Annotated in this window: 13 protein-coding genes; 6 read left to right on the plus strand and 7 right to left on the minus strand. The window is 38.2% G+C overall.

Going from position 1 to position 18,490, the window contains the following annotated elements:
* Positions 1-2 precede the first annotated feature (2 nt).
* The 3 genes from EWU23_RS09215 to EWU23_RS09225 are packed head-to-tail and all read left to right on the plus strand — an operon-like array spanning position 3 to position 5,453.
* On the plus strand, positions 3-3,542 hold the full coding sequence (locus EWU23_RS09215; RefSeq protein ID WP_166231289.1) for a nitrate reductase: 3,540 nt from the start codon (positions 3-5) through the stop codon (positions 3,540-3,542).
* A complete protein-coding gene (locus tag EWU23_RS09220; protein ID WP_166231292.1) occupies positions 3,523-4,026 on the plus strand; it encodes a nitrate reductase associated protein in 504 nt (167 codons plus the stop codon). The genes EWU23_RS09215 and EWU23_RS09220 overlap by 20 nt, the downstream gene beginning before the upstream one ends.
* Positions 4,023-5,453 (plus strand): rubredoxin, encoded by a 1,431-nt coding sequence (locus EWU23_RS09225; RefSeq protein WP_166231295.1) that lies wholly within the window; start codon positions 4,023-4,025, stop codon positions 5,451-5,453. Before EWU23_RS09220 ends, EWU23_RS09225 begins: the two co-directional genes overlap by 4 nt.
* On the opposite strand, the gene EWU23_RS09230 is transcribed toward EWU23_RS09225, so the two are convergent.
* Positions 5,446-6,060 carry a molybdenum cofactor guanylyltransferase gene (locus tag EWU23_RS09230; RefSeq protein ID WP_205753138.1) on the minus strand — a complete coding sequence of 205 codons (615 nt, stop codon included), beginning with the start codon at positions 6,058-6,060 and terminating at the stop codon, positions 5,446-5,448. The two genes, EWU23_RS09225 and EWU23_RS09230, sit on opposite strands and share 8 nt — an antisense overlap.
* Positions 6,024-6,299 carry a SelT/SelW/SelH family protein gene (locus tag EWU23_RS09235; RefSeq protein WP_166231301.1) on the minus strand — a complete coding sequence of 92 codons (276 nt, stop codon included), beginning with the start codon at positions 6,297-6,299 and terminating at the stop codon, positions 6,024-6,026. The genes EWU23_RS09230 and EWU23_RS09235 overlap by 37 nt, the downstream gene beginning before the upstream one ends.
* A gap of 120 nt (positions 6,300-6,419) precedes the next feature.
* Between EWU23_RS09235 and EWU23_RS09240 the strand changes: the two genes are divergently transcribed.
* The 3 genes from EWU23_RS09240 (at position 6,420) to EWU23_RS09250 (ending at position 9,270) form a co-directional block, all read left to right on the plus strand.
* Positions 6,420-7,316 (plus strand): PIG-L family deacetylase, encoded by an 897-nt coding sequence (locus EWU23_RS09240; RefSeq protein WP_166231304.1) that lies wholly within the window; start codon positions 6,420-6,422, stop codon positions 7,314-7,316.
* Positions 7,317-7,655: 339 nt separating this feature from the next.
* A complete protein-coding gene (locus EWU23_RS09245; RefSeq protein WP_166231307.1) occupies positions 7,656-8,213 on the plus strand; it encodes a hypothetical protein in 558 nt (185 codons plus the stop codon).
* A gap of 4 nt (positions 8,214-8,217) precedes the next feature.
* Entirely contained in the window at positions 8,218-9,270 is a 1,053-nt protein-coding gene (locus EWU23_RS09250; RefSeq protein WP_166231310.1) for a DUF4407 domain-containing protein, read from the plus strand.
* Between the two features lie 67 nt (positions 9,271-9,337).
* Here EWU23_RS09250 and EWU23_RS09255 read toward each other — a convergent pair whose 3' ends face one another.
* The 5 genes from EWU23_RS09255 to EWU23_RS09275 form a co-directional block, all read right to left on the minus strand.
* Complete coding sequence (locus tag EWU23_RS09255) at positions 9,338-11,914, minus strand: zinc-dependent metalloprotease (protein WP_166231313.1); 2,577 nt, start codon at positions 11,912-11,914, stop codon at positions 9,338-9,340.
* Positions 11,915-12,129: 215 nt separating this feature from the next.
* A complete protein-coding gene (locus EWU23_RS09260) occupies positions 12,130-13,527 on the minus strand; it encodes a S8 family peptidase (protein WP_166231316.1) in 1,398 nt (465 codons plus the stop codon).
* Between the two features lie 534 nt (positions 13,528-14,061).
* The gene (locus EWU23_RS09265) at positions 14,062-15,273 is read right to left on the minus strand and encodes a nucleotidyltransferase family protein (protein ID WP_166231319.1); all 1,212 of its coding nucleotides are present in this window, start codon (positions 15,271-15,273) and stop codon (positions 14,062-14,064) included.
* 86 nt (positions 15,274-15,359) lie between these two features.
* Entirely contained in the window at positions 15,360-17,255 is a 1,896-nt protein-coding gene (locus tag EWU23_RS09270; RefSeq protein WP_166231322.1) for an asparagine synthase-related protein, read from the minus strand.
* Positions 17,256-17,323: 68 nt separating this feature from the next.
* Positions 17,324-17,620, minus strand: a complete 297-nt coding sequence (locus EWU23_RS09275) for a lasso peptide biosynthesis PqqD family chaperone (protein ID WP_166231325.1) — start codon at positions 17,618-17,620, stop codon at positions 17,324-17,326.
* Between the last annotated feature and the right edge of the window lie 870 nt (positions 17,621-18,490).

Here is an 18,490-nt window from a genome sequence, read left to right on the forward strand (position 1 = left end):
TCATGGATAAGCACTTAAAAGCTGGATTTTCGGAGCATTTGAGTACCTGCTGTTACTGTGGGGTAGGCTGTGGTGTGTCCATACAGAAAGATCCCCTAGGCAGAATTTGGGTCGAAGGGGAACAAGGTCATCCAGTGAACCAAGGACAACTCTGTAGTAAAGGGATGAATTTACACCATACGGTAAATGATACTTCCGATAGGCTACTTTATCCAGAAGTCCGCTTTGGTAAAAGTCAACCTCGTCAACGTGTCAGCTGGGATGTAGCTTTAGAGCGTACGGCTGCCGTCTTTAGTTCATTGATCGAAAAATATGGGCCAGATTCAGTAGCTTTTTATGCCTCAGGTCAATGTTTGACGGAAGAATATTATGTGATCAATAAGCTCATCAAAGGTTTTATTGGCTCAAACAACATCGATACTAATTCTAGGCTTTGCATGAGCTCAGCGGTAGTGGGCTATAAAATGGCTTTAGGAGAAGATTCCGTGCCCGTTTCTTACGAGGATTTAGATGTAGCCGATGTGATTTTTGTGGCTGGCGCCAATCCGGCATGGTGTCATCCCATCCTATGGCGTAGGGTAGAAGCGGCCAAAGAACGTAATCCTGATTTGAAGATTATCGTTAGCGATCCACGTAAAACCCAGACTTGCTCCATCGCAGATGTCCATTTGCAGCTTAATCCTGGCACGGATATTATCTTGCATCATGCCATTGGTCGGGCACTCATCGAGATGGGAGCCATTGATTTGGCTTTTGTATCGAATCATACCGAAGGATTTGCTCATTACCAAGAGTCCGTCATGCAAAGGTCATTGGAAGAAGCTGCGGAACTTTGTGGTGTATCATTAAACGACATAATTACAACGGCATCTTACATCAAAGATGCCAAGGGTTTTATGACCATGTGGACCATGGGACTGAATCAAAGTGCGGTAGGAGTAAGTAAAAACCTCTCATTGATTAATTTAAATTTAATCACAGGTCAAATCGGTCGACCAGGCGCTGGTCCTTTATCCTTAACGGGTCAACCCAATGCCATGGGAGGAAGAGAAGTAGGAGGATTATCCAATTTACTTCCTGCCCATCGAGATTTATTGAATCCCGAACATAGGGCAGAAGTAGAGGATTTTTGGTCTGTTCCCCGTGGACGAATAGCCCCCAAACCTGGGCTTAGTGCTACCGAAATGTTTGAGGCTTTAGAATCTGGAAAACTAAAGGCTGTCTGGATTATTTGTACCAATCCATTAATCAGTATGCCCGATGTTCGTCGAGTAGAACAAGCCTTTAAAAAAGCCAAATTTGTGGTCGTGCAAGATATTTCCCATAAAGTGGAAACATTAGCCTACGCAGACGTGGTATTGCCAGCGGCCTCTTGGGCAGAGAAAGAAGGCACGATGACCAATGCCGAAAGAAGAGTCAGTTACTTGCCAAAGGTGCTGAATGCCCCCGGTGAAGCGATTCCAGACGCTGAAATTATTTGTCGTTTCGCTCAAAAAATGGGCTTTAAAGGCTTTGATTTTAAAAATTTAGCCGACATATATGCCGAACATGTGCGATTGACCCAAGGGACCAATGTGGACATGAGTGGATTGAGTCATGCACTATTGAAACAAAAAAGAACGGTGCAATGGCCCTATACCCAAGGTCAAAGTGGCCACGGTACGCCACGTTTATTTTCTGATTATCAATTTTTTACCTCCTCCCAAAAAGCGCAAATACATGCTGTTTCAGATGAAAATACCTCGGAAAAGTTAACGAAAGAATTCCCCTTTATTTTAACTACTGGAAGAATTCGAGATCAGTGGCATACCATGTCTAAAACGGGGAAAGTGAATAAGTTGAAACAACATATTCATGAATCCTACCTAGAAATTCATCCAGATGATGCCACCCAATTGGGTATACAAGATCAGTCGCTGGTGGAAATTAAAAACAATAGAGGGGTAGTGCGCGTCAAAGCCAAACTATCCCCTGACATTAAAAAAGGGGTGGTGTTTATGCCCATGCATTGGGGCAAAATGGGCAAGTGGGACTTGAACCGGGCCAATAATTTGACTAATAATTTAGTTGATCCCAAAAGCAAAGAACCGGATTTTAAATTTTCAGCGGTATCTGTTAAGCCATATAGCAAGACCCGGCAGAAGATCATCGTGGTAGGAGCCGGAGCCGGAGCATGTGGCTTTGTGAAGTCGTATCGACAATACAATACCAACGACAGCATTGACGTATTCAGCAAAGAAAACTTACCATTTTATAATCGGGTTTTACTTCCTGATTATATCAATGGCACTCTTCCTTGGGTTAACTTAGTCAAGATGTCGGAGGAAGAAGAATTGGAACATCGATTTACTTTACATCGGGGTGTTTGGATTACCTCCGTGAATCGGGAAGAAAAGCGGGTAGTGGATAATTTGGGACGAAGCCATAGCTATGATGTATTGATTCTAGCTACGGGAAGTAGGCCCGCACTTTTACGGGATATACCTTCTTTAGCAGGAGTTTTTACGATGAGAAGTCGTATGGATGCGGATCGGTTTTTAGCCCATATTGACCCTAATCAAGGTCCTGTGTTAATCGTGGGGGGAGGCTTATTGGGGATTGAATTGGCCGCTTCCTTGCAAGAAATGCAGGTAAAGGTGACTATTATTCATCGAAATTCTCGCTTTATGGACCGCCAATTAGACCCTTTGGGAAGTCAATTATTGCATGAGGAATTAGTGGATCGCGGTATTGGTATACATTATAATGATGAAATAGAACGCTTTTTAGGAGAAGATAACCTAGCAGGTGTCCGTCTGAAAAGCGGGTTGACCTTGACTTGTCAAGCCATGGTGATTGCCATCGGTACCATTCCCAATATCGAATTAGCCAAAGAAGCGGGGCTAAAAACACAAAGAGGAGTTTGCGTAGATGCTTATTTGCAAACCAGTGACCACCAGATACATGCCATTGGAGAAATTGCCGAATGTGATGGTGCCTTGTTTGGCATTACGGCTGCGGCAGAGCAACAAGCCGAAATTGTTGCCCGCTATTTATCAGGGGATATTTCAGCGCAGTATTCGGGCTCATTATTGATGAATATCTTAAAAATGCATGGTACGGATTTTTGTTCCATGGGTATCATTGAAGTACCTCAGAACCCTGCTTATGAGGAAGTGGTGTTTATTGATAAGGCCAAACGATATTATAAAAAATGTATCATCCACAATGATCGATTGGTGGGAGCCATATTGATTGGAGATAAGCGTGAGTTCCTGGAGTTTAAAAACTTGATTGAAAATAAGGTTGAGTTAAGTGAGAAGCGGTTGCAACTGCTCCGCTCAGGGGAAGCCCCAGAACCCATTATCGGCAAGTTAATTTGTAGCTGTAATGGCGTGGGAGAAGGGAATTTAGTCAAAAAGATAGATGCCGGCTGTACGGACCACCTACAATTATGTCAGTTGAGTGGTGCGGGTATGGGCTGTGGAAGTTGCCGCCCAGAAGTGAAATCGATTTTAGATCGTACCTTGAAAATGAAAAATCATGAAAGAGTTATCGGGTAAACCATCGATCTTCAAAGGTCAAAAGGGTTTAGAATATTTTGAATTTGAAGAGGATTTTGTAGAAGCCAATATGCGATGCATTCCCATGGTGGTTCGCTTTAAATTGGATCAAGTGAAAATCAAATTGAAGCTACATGAATGGGCAAAGTTTTCGGCAGCAGAGAAATTAGCTTTAGCACTCGCTCCTACCGAAAGCTTATCGGATAAAATGAGCTATAAGGATAAATTAAGGGCCTTGGTATTTCAGTATACCAAAGAGGATATGAGTGAATTGGATCCCAGTCGATTGATATTTGATTGGATGGATGGATTGGTGGTTCCTGCTAGGCTCCAAGAAAAAGCCAAGGAATTTGGTTGGAAAATCTCGGTACAACAATGGGCCCAATTGAGTCATTTGCAGCGTTACGCCTTGTTAAAATTGACCAATCCTGGACATGAGAATAAGAATTTCCCTATAGCCATGCGTGAATTTAATATCGTATGAATTATGTAAAAATAAATTTTCTGGGTGGTATCATTTCTCCGGGAGATCTCCTGGAAATACTGGACTTGCTAGACCGCTTGTACATTCGCTATGTGAGTTTTGGTTTACGTCAACAGTTGATCATTTCAGTAGAAGAAGATTTAATTCCCGCTTTACAAGCTGGATTAGAACGAAAAGGGATACGCTATGAGGTGAATTCAGAGATGTATCCCAATATCGTTAGTTCCTATCCAGCAGAAGATATCTTCATACAAGGAACCTGGCTGAGTGAAGGGGTATATCGCGACATTTTAGATGGAATAGATTTTTTTCCTCAGTTGAAAATTAATATTTCGGATTCAAATCAAAGTTTTACACCGCTTTTAACAGGAAATATCAATTGGGTTGCCTCTGTCAACGAAGCCCATTTTTGGCATTTATTCATTCGTTTTCCCAAAACCAATGTGGTCTATCCTTGGACGGAATTGGTGCACACACAAGATGTAGCTTCTTTTTCAAAATCCTTAGAAAGTTTAATTTTAAGTGACCTTACTACTTTTTATGATCAAGAAAATGCTAGTGGGGTGGAGTTAATGTCTCGCATGAATTTGAAACCATATATTTTGCGAAGAACACAAGAACAAGCGAAATTACCTGATTTCAATTTACCTTATTACGAAGGCTTAAACCGCTATAATAATCGCTATTGGCTAGGAATATATCGAAGGGAAGAAAAATTTACGGTAGCTTTTCTACGGGAAGCATGCCAACTTTGTTTGGCTACTAAAGTTGGTCAAATGGGTTCCACTCCTTGGAAGTCTTTGATTATTAAAGGTATAGAAGAAGCAGATAAAGGAGCATGGAACCTGTTGCTAGAAAAGTATCAAATCAACATGCGCCATGCGGCCAATGAACTCAATTTTCAAGTGGAAGACCACTGCCCTGAGGGATTAGCTTTAAAGCAATATTTGGTTAGGCATTTGAATGAAGAGGATACACGATCCTTTGGATTAAGTATAGGAATTAAAACAAGAAAAAAATCAGAAGTATTTGGAGGAATTGTCGTCAGAAGAAGACCCGTTTTATGGGGGCTTTTTCATGTGTATGATATTCTGTGTGCCAATGATTTTAACCCCAATCAACGAACAGGTTCCTTGTATGGATCTGGGCTCCCTAAATTTATTTTGGGAGAACAATTACGTCGGGCTATTCTAAGTTTTTATAAATTTCGTTCCTCGAAAATGAATGCATCCGTGGCACCCATAATCGTGCAGGAAGAGATTAAACTAAGTTTATGTCAATGCCCCGCCTGCCTGACCATTTATAATCCTAAATATGGGGATGAATCCCAGCAAGTACCTGCAGGGACACTTTTTGAAGATTTACCAGAGGATTATGTCTGCGAAATGTGTGAAGCGCCTAAACTCACTTTTGTAAGTATTAGCTGATTTCTTCTGGGGAATTGCAATTAAGGAAATACTTCGCATTTTCTTCAGAAACGGGTTTTATGGCCGCCTGTAGTCTGGTTAAAACAGAAATTAGACTTGTTTTTGATAATTCGTTTTTTTCTACTAATTCGAGTATTTTAGTTAAACCTTGCGCAGAATAAATGGCGCACATCGGTTCTATTTGTACTCCATTTTGGTATACCCATGCCAAAGATTCAGGATTGATTTTCTGAAATTCCATCAACTCTTTCAAACAGGAAATTTCCATGTCGGGCATATCGCAGGCCAACACCAATATATCTTCCTTTGGATAGGACAGATGGGCAGATAAAATTCCTTGGATGGGCCCAGCTGCATTTATTTCGGGTAGATCTAGGAGTATGTTTTCAGGACTTATATGTGCAGAATAGCCGGATGCTTGTACTGAATTTAAACCCACAAAGCTCCTGATTCCGCATGAATTTAATTTATTCCACGCTGATGTAGCCCATATTTCTCCTGATTTTGTTGGTAACAGACCTTTGTCTGAACCCATACGCAGGCTTTTGCCACCCGCCATCACTAATCCTATCATCGGTCGGAATGTCCCAAGGACTTTTCTGGGCAAATGATATCTCGTAACATCTGTTTTAATTCTTTGATTTCCGCAAATCCTCCATGCGTTTTTCGGTCAAATAGGAGTTTATCATTCACATACAGCGCGAATTCACCGGAGATTTCACTGGGTTTTAAGGTCACAGCATCTAGTTCTGCTTCGAAAGTACTTAACATTTCTTGGGCCACATAAGCGGCACGAAGTAGCCAATGGCATTTAGGGCAGTAGGAAATCGTTAATATGGGTTTCATGGAATTTGGAAGGTCTAAAATTGCTTCGTTAAAATTGCTAATCATTCGAATAAATTTACCTAATTTATCGAAAAATTACCCCTTCATTTAATTTTACCATACGTAAGACCTATTTCATTGATGAAACCCGTCTCCTGGCTATTCTTTCTTTTATTGATTGGTTTTACTTTTTATGCCTCAGCTCAGAGTCCTAAGGTTCTTGTAGTAACCGCACATCCAGATGATGAAACGGGTTTCTCGGTGAGTTTATTTAAAATCACACATGAATTAAAGGGAATAGTGGATATGGCTGTGATGACTGACGGGGGCGGAGGCTTTGCTGACTCTCAATTGGGAGCGATGTACTATGGCCTGAACTTAACAGATTCCTTGGTCGCTCGAACACATTTACCCTTAATAAGAAAGCAAGAGATTTTAGATGCTGCGAAAATCATGGGATTGCGAAATATCTATTTCATGGAGCAGCCAGATGATTGGTATACCCTTGACCCCAAGCCCTATATTTCAGGCAAAAACTGGGATATTCCTTTTGTTGAAAAACGATTGGATTTGATTCTAGCCGAGCGTCAATATGATTTTGTTATCACCATGTTGCCGCATGCAGGTCAGCATGGACATCATAAAACGGCTGTATTACTAGCACTTAGAGCTGTTCAGCGATTCAAAGGTCCTCATAAACCAATCATTATAGCAGGTAGTCCTTTGTCGGCCAATGCTAAACCGGTCGACTTTAGCATGCTAGAAGGTTTTCCAGAGACGAAGATTAAAGTTAATGCGCCTTCTTTTACGTTAAATCGTGCTTTTAGATTCAAGGAAAATGATAAAGTGAGTTATAAAATTGTGGCTGATTGGGTCATATCAGCCTATAAATCACAGGGAGCTATTCAAGAAAATGGCATTCACAAAACGGATTTTGAGGTGTACCGTTACTTTGATATCAATGATGCCAAAGGCATTTCCCAAGTACAAGACTTGTTTCAACAATTAGCCAATAGTGGTTTTGCAGCACCTAAGTAGCTATCAGTTCGGGTATACCACCTGGGTTCTTTTTTTCTAAAAGGCAGGGATAGATAAATATTCCATGCTTAACAATTCTCTTGGTCATCCATTCGTTAGGTATTCACCTGATTGACATGGGGAAATGATCCCAAGGTTTAATTCGGCTACCATTATCCTGTAAAATCAAGCTTTAGACTGGGAATGTGCCGTTTGTACTAATTTTTATTTATTCGAAAATTTTATGACTTACTTGTCAGTATTGTTCTTTTTCCACTAATCCAATCCATCTGAATAGACCACAATATTTTTTAAATCGTTTAAGAAAATCAACCTAACATTTTAATAGAACATACCAATATGGGAATTTGGAATTATTTTTTTGGAAGGGATAAGCCAGAGGAAAGAGCTATTCCTGATGTATCCTTACAGGAAGAGGTAAATCGGATTGACCAGCGTTTAAATCCTAGTCTAGACGTTCGGAAGCCGCATTTTGATGGGAGGTCAGAATCTACTTGGCAACGGATTTTTGATCGAATTCGGCATGATTATGAAATGGAGGGCTATCAAGATGCCTTGACCACGGCGGATAATAAGTATCGCGACGATAATATTTCCATCATCAAATTGGATTTACAAGCGGATATTCATGAAGCGGAAATTGCCATTAAGGAATATCTGAAAGAAATAGATTTTCACATCAATTCCCGTCGTAAGGCTGATCTCCACGATTTAGTAGAGGAGTTAGAATCACGACGTGATATATGCTTGGATCGATTAAAGACTATGGATGAAATAAAACTGGATGTTAGCCAAGACACAGGGACATCCACCCGCATTGTTTTAGCCTATAAGCGTGGTTTTAATAAGGGTTTGGCGGCACTTTCCATGGCTAATATCATTCATCGTAATATATAGAATAATGGAAAAGACCTTCATCCCTAAAGACCTTTGGCTTCGTTTTGGTTGCTTCCTTTCGGGTCATAATTACCAGATTTTGTCTGAATGTTCCGAGGCCAGTAAACGAGATCAAAAGAAAATCACCTCTGCCTTAGTGATTATTACGCTCATTTGGTCCATCATTGGCTACATTTTTTCCAATAAGTATCTCAATTTTGGACCTTGGCTGTCTTTGTTAGGCTCAGCTTTTATGGCTGTCTTGATTGTTCAGATTGAACGTCAGATCATTCTTTCTGCCAAATTGAATAGCTGGGCTAAGTTCTTTCGTGTCTTATTGGGCATCATTGTGGCGGTCATTGGAGCCAGTATCATTGACCAGTATTTATTTGCCAATGACATCCAGAAAATAGCCCAGCAATCCGTGGAGGCAAAGGCATTAAAAGAAAGTAACATTGCTAAAAATGTGTACCAAACGGCCATTGCCCAATTGGATAGCACTATTATGGTAGAGAAAATCAACTACCAAAAATTGCAAACCCAGGTATTGAAATTGCCAGCTACGCTAGCAGGAGGGGGAGGAGGAAAGAAATACGATTCCGCAGGGAATGTTATCAGTGAGCAACAAAGTAATCGAATCCCCAATCCTGAGATAGCTAATTTGCGCGCCTTTCAGGCATCTATAGCTTCCAAAATTAGTGTATTGGAAAATGAAAAAATTCAAAAAGGGCAGGAGTATGCGGTGGAAGTCAAGAACAAAGCCAAAGAAATTTTGAATCGTAAGCCAGGTTTTTTGGATGAGTTAAATGCCCTGATCAATTACCTATTGGAGTTTGATCCTTATCCCACGGCCTTAATCTTTTATTTGATTTGGTTTTTCTTTTTCCTCTTGATTGAATCCTTGGTGTTAATCATTAAAAGTAATCATCATGAAAATGATTATGAGAAGGTGGTCGACTACCAACAAAATATCCGTATTCGTCGATTAATGGCCTTGGAAGATAAGCGCAATGCCGCTTTAGGATCAGATTCGATGATTAGCTCTACGTCTAATTTAATCCAAAATTTACCCAAATAGATTGTCAATTCATTTAAAAAGCCTCCCAAAATATGTTAGGAGGCTTTTTTTATTTAACAAAAGTGACTTATTTCTTCGGATCTAAAGCTTTATCGATACGAGCGATTAAATCCAATACATGTAATTTACTTAATCGGTCAGCTGTTCCCGTGGAGGCCGTTTTTAAGCTGTCCTTTAAGCTTAGCAATTGGCCTCTAGCTATGGATGGTAAATCTGTTTGATTTAGATTAACCACTCTTGTTTTAAAGCCATAAGTGACACCCACTGGTATGGATCTTACTTGCGTAGTACCTGGACTCAACAAGGCAGCCACTTTATCAATGTATAGTTTTTGAAGATTTCTTCTGAAAATATCAATCGATGCTTGGCTTTTTAATTCCGAGAAAATGCCCAATCGTAAATCAGTCATTAATTCATCTACCGAGTAATTGTTTTTATTGATGGATGAGCCTTCCATCAAACGTACCATACGGTCGCCAACTAATAGATTGCTCAATGTAGCATCTTGCATGGATTTAATGGATTCTACCCCATTTTCTGGATTGATTTTGGCTAAAATATTTTGATCTAATAACCAGGTAGGAGTAGTAAATAACTGCTTATTTAAGAAAGTAACAGCATCTTTTTGAAGGTTTTTAGGAACTATTTCAAATTGATTACCTGTCATGTCATAGGTTTTAGGATTGTCATAAATACCTCCTACATTCTTGGTTACATGGCCTAAATACCTTCTGAATTGTCCCGCAACATTGGTGTATAACTCGTCTAATTCTGAATAGCTTTCTCCGTTTTCTTTAGTCCAATCAATTAAATTGGGAAGAATTCTTTGCAAGTTTTTAATACCATAAGTCGAAGCAATCATCGCATTATCACCGATGTCCTCTGTTTGGTAACGCGGGTCATAAGGACTAATTTCAGTTCCGAACCACAGTCTACGGTTCTTGTAAGCCTCCTTGGTTAATTCATGTAAGATGGACTTCTCCTCTTTTTCACTTTTGGCATCATCAAAATAGGAATAGCCCCATTTGATGGCCCATTTATCATAATCTCCAATTTTAGGAAATAAATGAGTTACACCATCTTCTGGCTGAGCCACATAATTGAAACGGGCATAATCCATGATGGAAGCTGTATGTCCATTTTTCTCTTGAAACTCTTTATCTCTCAGTTTTTCCACTGGGGTAGCAGAACTAGCTCCCATGTTGTGACGTAAACCTAAGGTGTGACCCACTTCATGAGAGGATACAAAACGGATTAATTCACCCATTAAAGCATCATCAAATTGTTTTTTTCGTGCTTTGGGATCTACGGCTCCCGTTTGAACCATATACCAATTTCTTAACAGCGACATGATATTATGGTACCAGCCAATATGACTTTCTAGGATTTCGCCCGTTCTAGGGTCATGTACATTGGGACCGTAGGCATTTTGAATATCGGCAGCGAAATAGCGAACTACGGAGAAGCGGGCATCTTCTAGACTCATGCTAGGGTCATTTTCTGGCCAATATTCTCCACGAATAGCGTTTTTCCATCCAGCATGTTCGAAAGCCGCTTGCCAATCATCTATACCCGCTTTGATGTATTTTTTCCATTTATCTGGAGTGGCAGGGTCAATGTAGTATACAATAGGTTTTGCAGGTTCAATCAGTTGACCTTTTTTCTGTTTTTCAGCATCTTCTTTCGACTTAGGTTCTAAGCGCCATCTGACAGCAAAAACCTCAGTGTCTGCTTTTTGAGATTCCTCTTCAAATACGCCATATTGATTGGCGAAAAAGCCTACACGCGCATCGAAGCTTCTTTTACGCATCGGTTTTTTCGGTAAGGCAATCATGGAAGTATTTAATTCCAATGTCAATAAACCCGCATCTAAACCAGCAGGTAAATTGGTTCCAATTCTAGGAACTGGGCTCAACGAAATCAAGGCGGGTACCGTAGAATAGGTTTTTACCGTTCTAATTTCTGTGTTGATAGGAAAGCTGCTGATTTTTTGGATAAATGATTTATCCTTTTGAAATGCCTGAATACTGAGAGTTTGTTTTCTGACAGGATCTAAAGAAAACGTTTGAATATCGGAATCAAAGGTACTGGTCATGTCGATGACATAGGATAGCTCTTTTTTACCTGTTGAATCTTTTTTAATGGCTAGAATGTCATAAATTCCAACAATCGGATTAGTGGAGGAGTTTTTAACTGCTTGGGCCAATGGTTTTCCTTCATCGGGCGACATGATGACATAGCTGATGGAACGAAGCAAGAGGTTATTATTATTGCCTTTCTCAAATTGAATCACTTGTCGATTTACTTCTTCTCCACCAAAAATTCCTCCACCGGCGGGAGTTTTGGAAAAGCGGGTGATGGTCATGATTTCCTGGTCAATGAGCGCTGCTGGTATTTCAAATAAAAATTTCTGATCCATTTTATGGACATCGATTAACCCTTTTTGAGTGACAGCGGTGCTATCCACCACTTTATTATAAGGTTTAGGTCCTTTTTTGGCATCGGCTTTAGGTGCTTCGGCACTAGGAGCTGCAGCCACAGGAGTTTTGGGCGGTTCTACTTTTTTATTGCCTTGGGCGAATGTGGATGGCATTTGACTCATCAACATAACTGCTAAGACATAAGTCAGTTGTAATTTTTTCATGTATTTTTTAGTGTGTTTATAAGGAAATATTCGTTCAACTACGGCATTCCTCAAATGGAAGTTATCAGTTAATTTAAACATGGTATTTTTACTTACCAAACCGATGGTCACTTTTCCGTTGAATATTTTGCTGTATCAGATTCAGTAGAAAGAAAAAAGCCTCTCCTAGGGAAGAGAGGCCTATAAAACACGGAAAATGATATAAATGGGATAAACTAGTAGAATCCTACCACTCCCACATGTAATCGACCACCCGTTGAAGTTTTACCATTCAAAGACGGTGTGGCAATTGTATTATTGATAATCGCATTTTTGATGACTTGGGAAGCTGCTTTATTGGTGCTTAGGGGATAATTTTTAGCCGCATAAAGGGCTACCGCAGCCGTTACATGTGGAGTAGCCATGGATGTGCCACTATAAGCAGCATATCCTACGCCGTTAGGCCCTGGAACAGTGGAAATAATATTGGCTCCAGGAGCACCCAATGTAACGGATTGTAGTCCATAATTAGACCATATGGGCATTAAACCGTCAACATCAATGGCTGAAACGGCAATCACGTTGGCATTGGTATAACTAGCTGGATAAGATGGAGTGGTATCAATATTAGTTCCAGTATTTCCAGCAGCAACGATAAATAAAATCCCAGCTCTTTCTGCGCGTTGAATGGCACTTAATAATAATCTAGAATAGATACCACCACCCCAAGAATTATTACTAGCTACAACATTGATATTTTTGCTTTTTTTCAAATTTGTCAAATAATCTAAGGCCTTGATGGCATTGGTTGTAGAACCTCCAGTAGGCCCCATAAATTTGGCAGGGATAATTTTCACCTTCCAGTTCATACCAACAACCCCAATGGAATTGTTTCCCATTCCACCAATGGTTCCTGAAACATGTGTACCGTGGGCATCTATTTTGTCGCTAGGAGTTCCATCGTATACCGAATTATCATTATTAGCAAAATCCCAACCGCGGATATCATCGATCAATCCGTTTCTGTCATTATCTACCCCATCGGCAATTTCATTCGTGTTAGTCCAGATATTATCTACTAAATCTGGGTGATTATACATCACTCCTTCATCAATGAGTCCAACATATACAGTTGAGCTACCCGTATTGCTATTTGCCCAAGCTACTTGTGCATTAGTTCCATAAGTGCCATTTAAACCCCATAATTGACCAGAACTGTAATAAAAGTCATCAGGAGTGGTGCTAGTTTGTTGGTGTGTATATAGCTGATTTGGCTCGGCAATTTCAATCACGGAATTAGCTGCAGCCCGATTAATGGCTTCAATGGCATTGATATTGGTTTTTACTAAGTAGAATCCTTCATCGCCTTCATCTTTCATTTCTTGGGTGATGATTTGTTCTTGTATGGTTCCTGAAATAGCCTTTAAGGCAGTTAATTTTCCAGATGCTGAAGTCCCGCTTTTAAATTTGATTAATACCTCGTTAGCGATATTTTTTCCTGAATTATTTTGTACTAAACCTAGAGCAGATGAATTGCCATTGTTACCGTTGGGGGATAGGGCTAATTCGTCCAATTGCATCTGGCAGGAAAAGGTCATTGCTGCCAAAAGAACGATTGCAATTTTCGATTTCATTATTCGATTTTTAGTGTTAGTAAGTTACATATTTTGGTTTAGAACACAAATATTAAATTTGAACACGTGGTAAATGTAATAATTACAAGTCATTAATTTAAAATACACATTTATTTTAGCTTAATTTTTTTACAATTTATTTAAGCAATTCAGGGTAAAATTGACATTTATCATTAAAATTATGTATGGATTGGGAAATTTTAACCCATCGGATATAATTGATGAGTTAGATTTATAACTAATTATCTAAGCAGACTTATCTATAATCCACTCATTTTGCTTAGAAGTATTTATGACTCAGGTGCTATCCATAATTCAAGAATTGATTTTAAAAAATCAAGCCTCTCATGTCATGCATAAGAGGCTTAATTAGGAATTTATTAGAGCAAATTATTTTCCTTTTTGCTGTGCTGACATCCATTTCATGATGCATTCTTCGCCTATGAAGTAATGCGCACTCCGCTAAAACAGCTACCAAGAGATGGGGGAGGAAATGGAAAATTGTTTGTCTCCCTTTTAAATAGGATTATATAGCTAGTTGTTTTTTGCAAATAATTCTTTAAACATCCGAACTGGTTTAATCACAAAATAGATAAAGTGAAAACGTTTTGGAAGTGGTAAAAACAAGTAATCCTTTATGCTTGGTTTAATCAGCAGATTCACATGTCGTAATATAAGTCTCAAAGCCCTGAATTTTGAATCCAATAATAAGATTCGCTTATACATGAAATTATAAATATTGGCTAGTTTGGACTTTTTACTAAGCCACTTGTCTGGAGTAAGTAGAGTTTGCAAAAAATAGGCATGGGTTTTAGTTGAGTTATTTACATGTATAAGTTTAGGAATTTGTACGCCAATAATTTGTTTAATTAGCTTACTTGCCATTTCATAGGAATGTAAAAGACCCACTTTTTCGATATCCGCATGAATTTTAGCCCATTGGTTTTCATCCATTTTTTGTGCTGCCTGAGCAAGGTCAATCAAGTTCCTCAGAAAACTAAAAACATCCTTGCCTGCATGGTGAAACAACATAGCTAGAAAATGAGAATCATCCGACAAGCTGAGAATTTTATCATGTATCAAGATTTGTTTTTCAGGTTTAGTATAAAGAAGAGACGTTGCCTCATCTGAAAAGTCTATTTCTGAATTTCCAATACTCCAATGTAGTTCTACATGAAAACGTCTTAGATCATTTTGACAAAGATTCATATTGTATTCATTTTCCTCATTCTTTAAATTAGCATCCCAGCCATGTAATAATTCCATTTCATTTTCAGGTGTATAGCCTTCTTTTTTGAGAATAGCAATGCAGGGTCTCAAATTTTCCCAATCAATCAAAAGGTCAATGTCAGAGGAAAACCGGGAAACTAAATTTCCATAGAACTGTTGAGAATAGGCTGTTCCTTTATAGGGTATGGCTTGAATGTTAGCCTTTTGAAATAGCTGAATGACCCTTTCTGTCTCTTGGGCTAATTGCCAATTCCTTAATGTGTTTTGTTGAAGCTTATTTTTTATTTTTTCTAAATCAGTAAATTTTTCACCACTTAATAGGATGGTCTGGTAAACGATGGGCTGTACTTTATGGTATTCGGAATAAGTTCTGAAAGTAGCCCAATCGATGTTGTGAGTTTGAATGAAAGTTGAAATTTCATCCAATTCCGAAGTCTTAAAATGGCTTCTGATACTCAAAATAAGTAAGGCCATTTCTGCATCAAATTCTTTTTCGATGTCAATTATTGGAATCATTATGATAAGTTTTGCAGATCAATTATTCAGTATGTATAAATAGCCCAACTTGGACTAAATCGGAGAAAGGTTTCTTATTTCACTACCTAGTCAAATTTTTTCAAAAAGTGGGCAAATTGCATCGTTTTTAAGATTTTTTGTTGCTTTTCGAATGCTGATCCTTTTTCCAGTTTGGCATGAAATATGGGTAAATCTTCCATCAATTGTTTTGTGTTGAAATATTGATTGGCCAGGGCATTATTTTTAATAGAGTCCATGATAGGAAACATGTCTTTTTCATGGTGTAAAATCCTAGGAGTTAAGTCTGAACTTTGTAAACCTTTTTTGTTGGCAAATAAGACTTGCTCAGGGAGTTTATTCCGCATCATTTTTTTAATGAGCATCCTAAATTGGTAATGAGAATCCACAAATACATCATTGGGTATTTTAAAGAAGTAATTCATTACATCAATATCGCAAGTAGGGTCTCTTAATTCAATTCCGAAATATTGACCCCAAGCTGCACCTGATAAACTGCGTGGAGTGTATAGTTGATTTAATCTAATCTTGGCCTCGTAGGCAGTGGAGTGAATTATTTGGAAGTTGAACTGATTCTTTTCTATATCTTGAATCATATCAAATGAATCCAATACAGATTGATTCAAATACATACTTTGAATGTATTTAAACAATTCAGGATTTTTCCTAAACCAAAATCGTTTAAAGTAATTGAATACTATGGGTTTAATTACTTGACTTTTAACATATTGAAATGGCTGATTCACCAACCTTTCCATAGAATGAGGTAATAAATAATCTACTCCTGTATAAGATATGGATCCGTTGCCACCTTCTCCAGTTAATACGGTACCAAATCCATCTTGTGCACATGATGTAAAGAGGTCAATTATCCAATATAAATTGCTAGCACCATGAACAGGTCCATCTAAAATTTCGAGTCCCATTTCCATGCCTTTGAAAGGGGAAAAATCAGAGGAGCTTAGGTATTTAGGCTTAATATTTCCCGAATGTTCCACAATGGCCTTTATATTCGAATATTCATCTAATTCCCTTATTCTAGCTAGTGGATTGTTTAAGAGAAATTCTTTATAAAAGGGAATATGGCTGTATGTTGATAATGTTTGACCTTGTTTTTTTAATAATTCAGCTGCAATAACACTAACGCTGCTACTATCCAATCCTCCACTTAGCATGGAGGCTACTGGTTTATAACTGCGTAGTCGTCGTTGAACGGCTACTTGGAATATTTCTAAAAACTCATCAATATAATTTTGCGGGTTTTTATAATGGATTTCATTGACTTGAGTAAGAGGCCAATATTTTTGAATGGTTTTATTGCGGTTTGTCAGACATAAAGAATGGCCGTTCGGTAGGTAATATACGTCTTGGTGAAAAGTTACACCTGTATCTATTTTCTCTTCAAATCGCCAAATGGTCAAATAAGAAATATAATATTCCTCATTTAATCCTATCCTTTGGCCAGGCAAGTTGAGAATGGACTTGATTGAAGAACTGAATGCAAAATATTCCTCAGTTTGGTAATAGAACAAGGAGGTGTACCCCATGGTATCACGCGTAATAAACAGTTTTTTTGTGTCGTAATGGTAAGCGACTAAACTCCAATCACCTTTTAAATGGAATTGAACCTGATCACCATATTTTAAATATGCCTGTAGCATGATAAATGAATCAGACATTTCATCCTGCTTACTCAAGGATAAATCGGGAATCAATTCGTCTCTATTATCTATTCTGCCTATGGATACAAACAGCATGTTGCTTTCACTCAAAAACAGGGGAAGTATATCATACACGTCTTCAACTGTCCCATACGTTAGCACTTTAGCGAAAACAGCTTCTTTATTTTGGGTAATTTTTATGTTTTCATTGGGAAATTTTCTCAATGGTTCAAGCATTTTTTCCATGCATGAATCATCCACATTTTTTTCATCCAAATAAATTAATCCCAATAATAGACTCATATCAATAATAATAACGTGATAAAAATATTTTATCTAAAGGTTTTACCCTATGAATAAATGGGTGGAGATTAAAGCTGGATTACCAATAAGTCATGTTGCTCTAGGGTGTTTAAGAATTCAAATACATGAGTGTGACACTCATGCGCTTCTACCTGATATTTGGCAAGTAACATTTGTATTAAATCATGGACAGAGATAGGCTTTTCTATTAAATTCCAAATACTACTCCCAATCCTATTTAAATTAAGATAATTGCCATTTTTTAAATCCATGATAACAATTTCATCATGTAATACATTGCTAACGATGTGGGAACTATTTCTAGAAATAACACTTTCTAGAGTAAGATAAATAGGTGATTGCATAATAGAAATAAAATGGTATTATTTTAAGCTTATCTCCATGATATATTACCATTGAGGTAGGCTTAAAATACAGATACAAGGATATTACACTAAAATAAAGGTATAAATTTAAAAACTTTGTCTTGTCCTGAAATAGGTTGAATTGTGGTTTATTAATAAATATTGTAATTAAGCTGCATCAAAACCTCCTTGGTATTTCTTTTTTTTGATAAAAAAAGAAACAAAAAAAACGTAGAAGTAAGGTTAATCCTAAGACGAATTCTGCTTTGCAGAACCGATTGTCTCTCCGCTTACGGCTTTAATCTTTGACGTTTACGCACATGGCCTATGCGCAAGGTCAAATATCCGCCTGCCGCTTCGCTCAAGCTTTGATCCAATCTTTCGTTGGGATTAACCTTTTGAGCTATTAGGTATTATTGTTTAGAATGTAGAATACCACATCCATTTATAATTTACAATTCTCGTCTAGCTACAGCGAAAGGTGATGAACGCAGCGATAGACGAGGTTTTGACCTCAGCATAGGCGATGTACTTCGGCGTCAAAAATATAGGCGATAGCAGAGTGAATCACGGTTTCGCAAGGCGAAATTCGTCTTTGCTGGACGACAAAAAAAAGAAGTTTTTTGTTTCTTTTTTTTAAAAAAAGAAATGCCTTGATGAGTGAAATTCCTTAAAATGTATGGTTAAAAAAAGATTGTCTTGTCCTAAAATAGGTTGAATTAGGGTTTATTAATAAACACTGTAAATGTGATCCATTGGCTGTATAAATCCCTAGCGAAAGTTCGTCTAAAACTTGTTGTCTGAAACTCTCACTGTAACGATAAATCCTCTTAATTTTAAGCATAAGTATTCAGTTTATAAAGTCTACTT

Origin of the sequence: Aquirufa beregesia (assembly GCF_011090385.1) — a bacterium.
In the GTDB taxonomy this organism is placed as follows: Bacteria; Bacteroidota; Bacteroidia; order Cytophagales; family Spirosomataceae; genus Aquirufa; species Aquirufa beregesia.

Coding starts and splice junctions, on each gene's coding strand:
- EWU23_RS09255 (WP_166231313.1), bottom strand. CDS start 11,914: ATGAAAAAATTACAACTGACTTATGTCTTAGCAGTTATGTTGATGAGT.
- EWU23_RS09225 (WP_166231295.1), top strand. CDS start 4,023: ATGAATTATGTAAAAATAAATTTTCTGGGTGGTATCATTTCTCCGGGA.
- EWU23_RS09275 (WP_166231325.1), bottom strand. CDS start 17,620: ATGCAATCACCTATTTATCTTACTCTAGAAAGTGTTATTTCTAGAAAT.
- EWU23_RS09240 (WP_166231304.1), top strand. CDS start 6,420: ATGAAACCCGTCTCCTGGCTATTCTTTCTTTTATTGATTGGTTTTACT.
- EWU23_RS09250 (WP_166231310.1), top strand. CDS start 8,218: ATGGAAAAGACCTTCATCCCTAAAGACCTTTGGCTTCGTTTTGGTTGC.
- EWU23_RS09245 (WP_166231307.1), top strand. CDS start 7,656: ATGGGAATTTGGAATTATTTTTTTGGAAGGGATAAGCCAGAGGAAAGA.
- EWU23_RS09235 (WP_166231301.1), bottom strand. CDS start 6,299: ATGAAACCCATATTAACGATTTCCTACTGCCCTAAATGCCATTGGCTA.
- EWU23_RS09215 (WP_166231289.1), top strand. CDS start 3: ATGGATAAGCACTTAAAAGCTGGATTTTCGGAGCATTTGAGTACCTGC.
- EWU23_RS09265 (WP_166231319.1), bottom strand. CDS start 15,273: ATGATTCCAATAATTGACATCGAAAAAGAATTTGATGCAGAAATGGCC.
- EWU23_RS09220 (WP_166231292.1), top strand. CDS start 3,523: ATGAAAGAGTTATCGGGTAAACCATCGATCTTCAAAGGTCAAAAGGGT.
- EWU23_RS09260 (WP_166231316.1), bottom strand. CDS start 13,527: ATGAAATCGAAAATTGCAATCGTTCTTTTGGCAGCAATGACCTTTTCC.
- EWU23_RS09270 (WP_166231322.1), bottom strand. CDS start 17,255: ATGAGTCTATTATTGGGATTAATTTATTTGGATGAAAAAAATGTGGAT.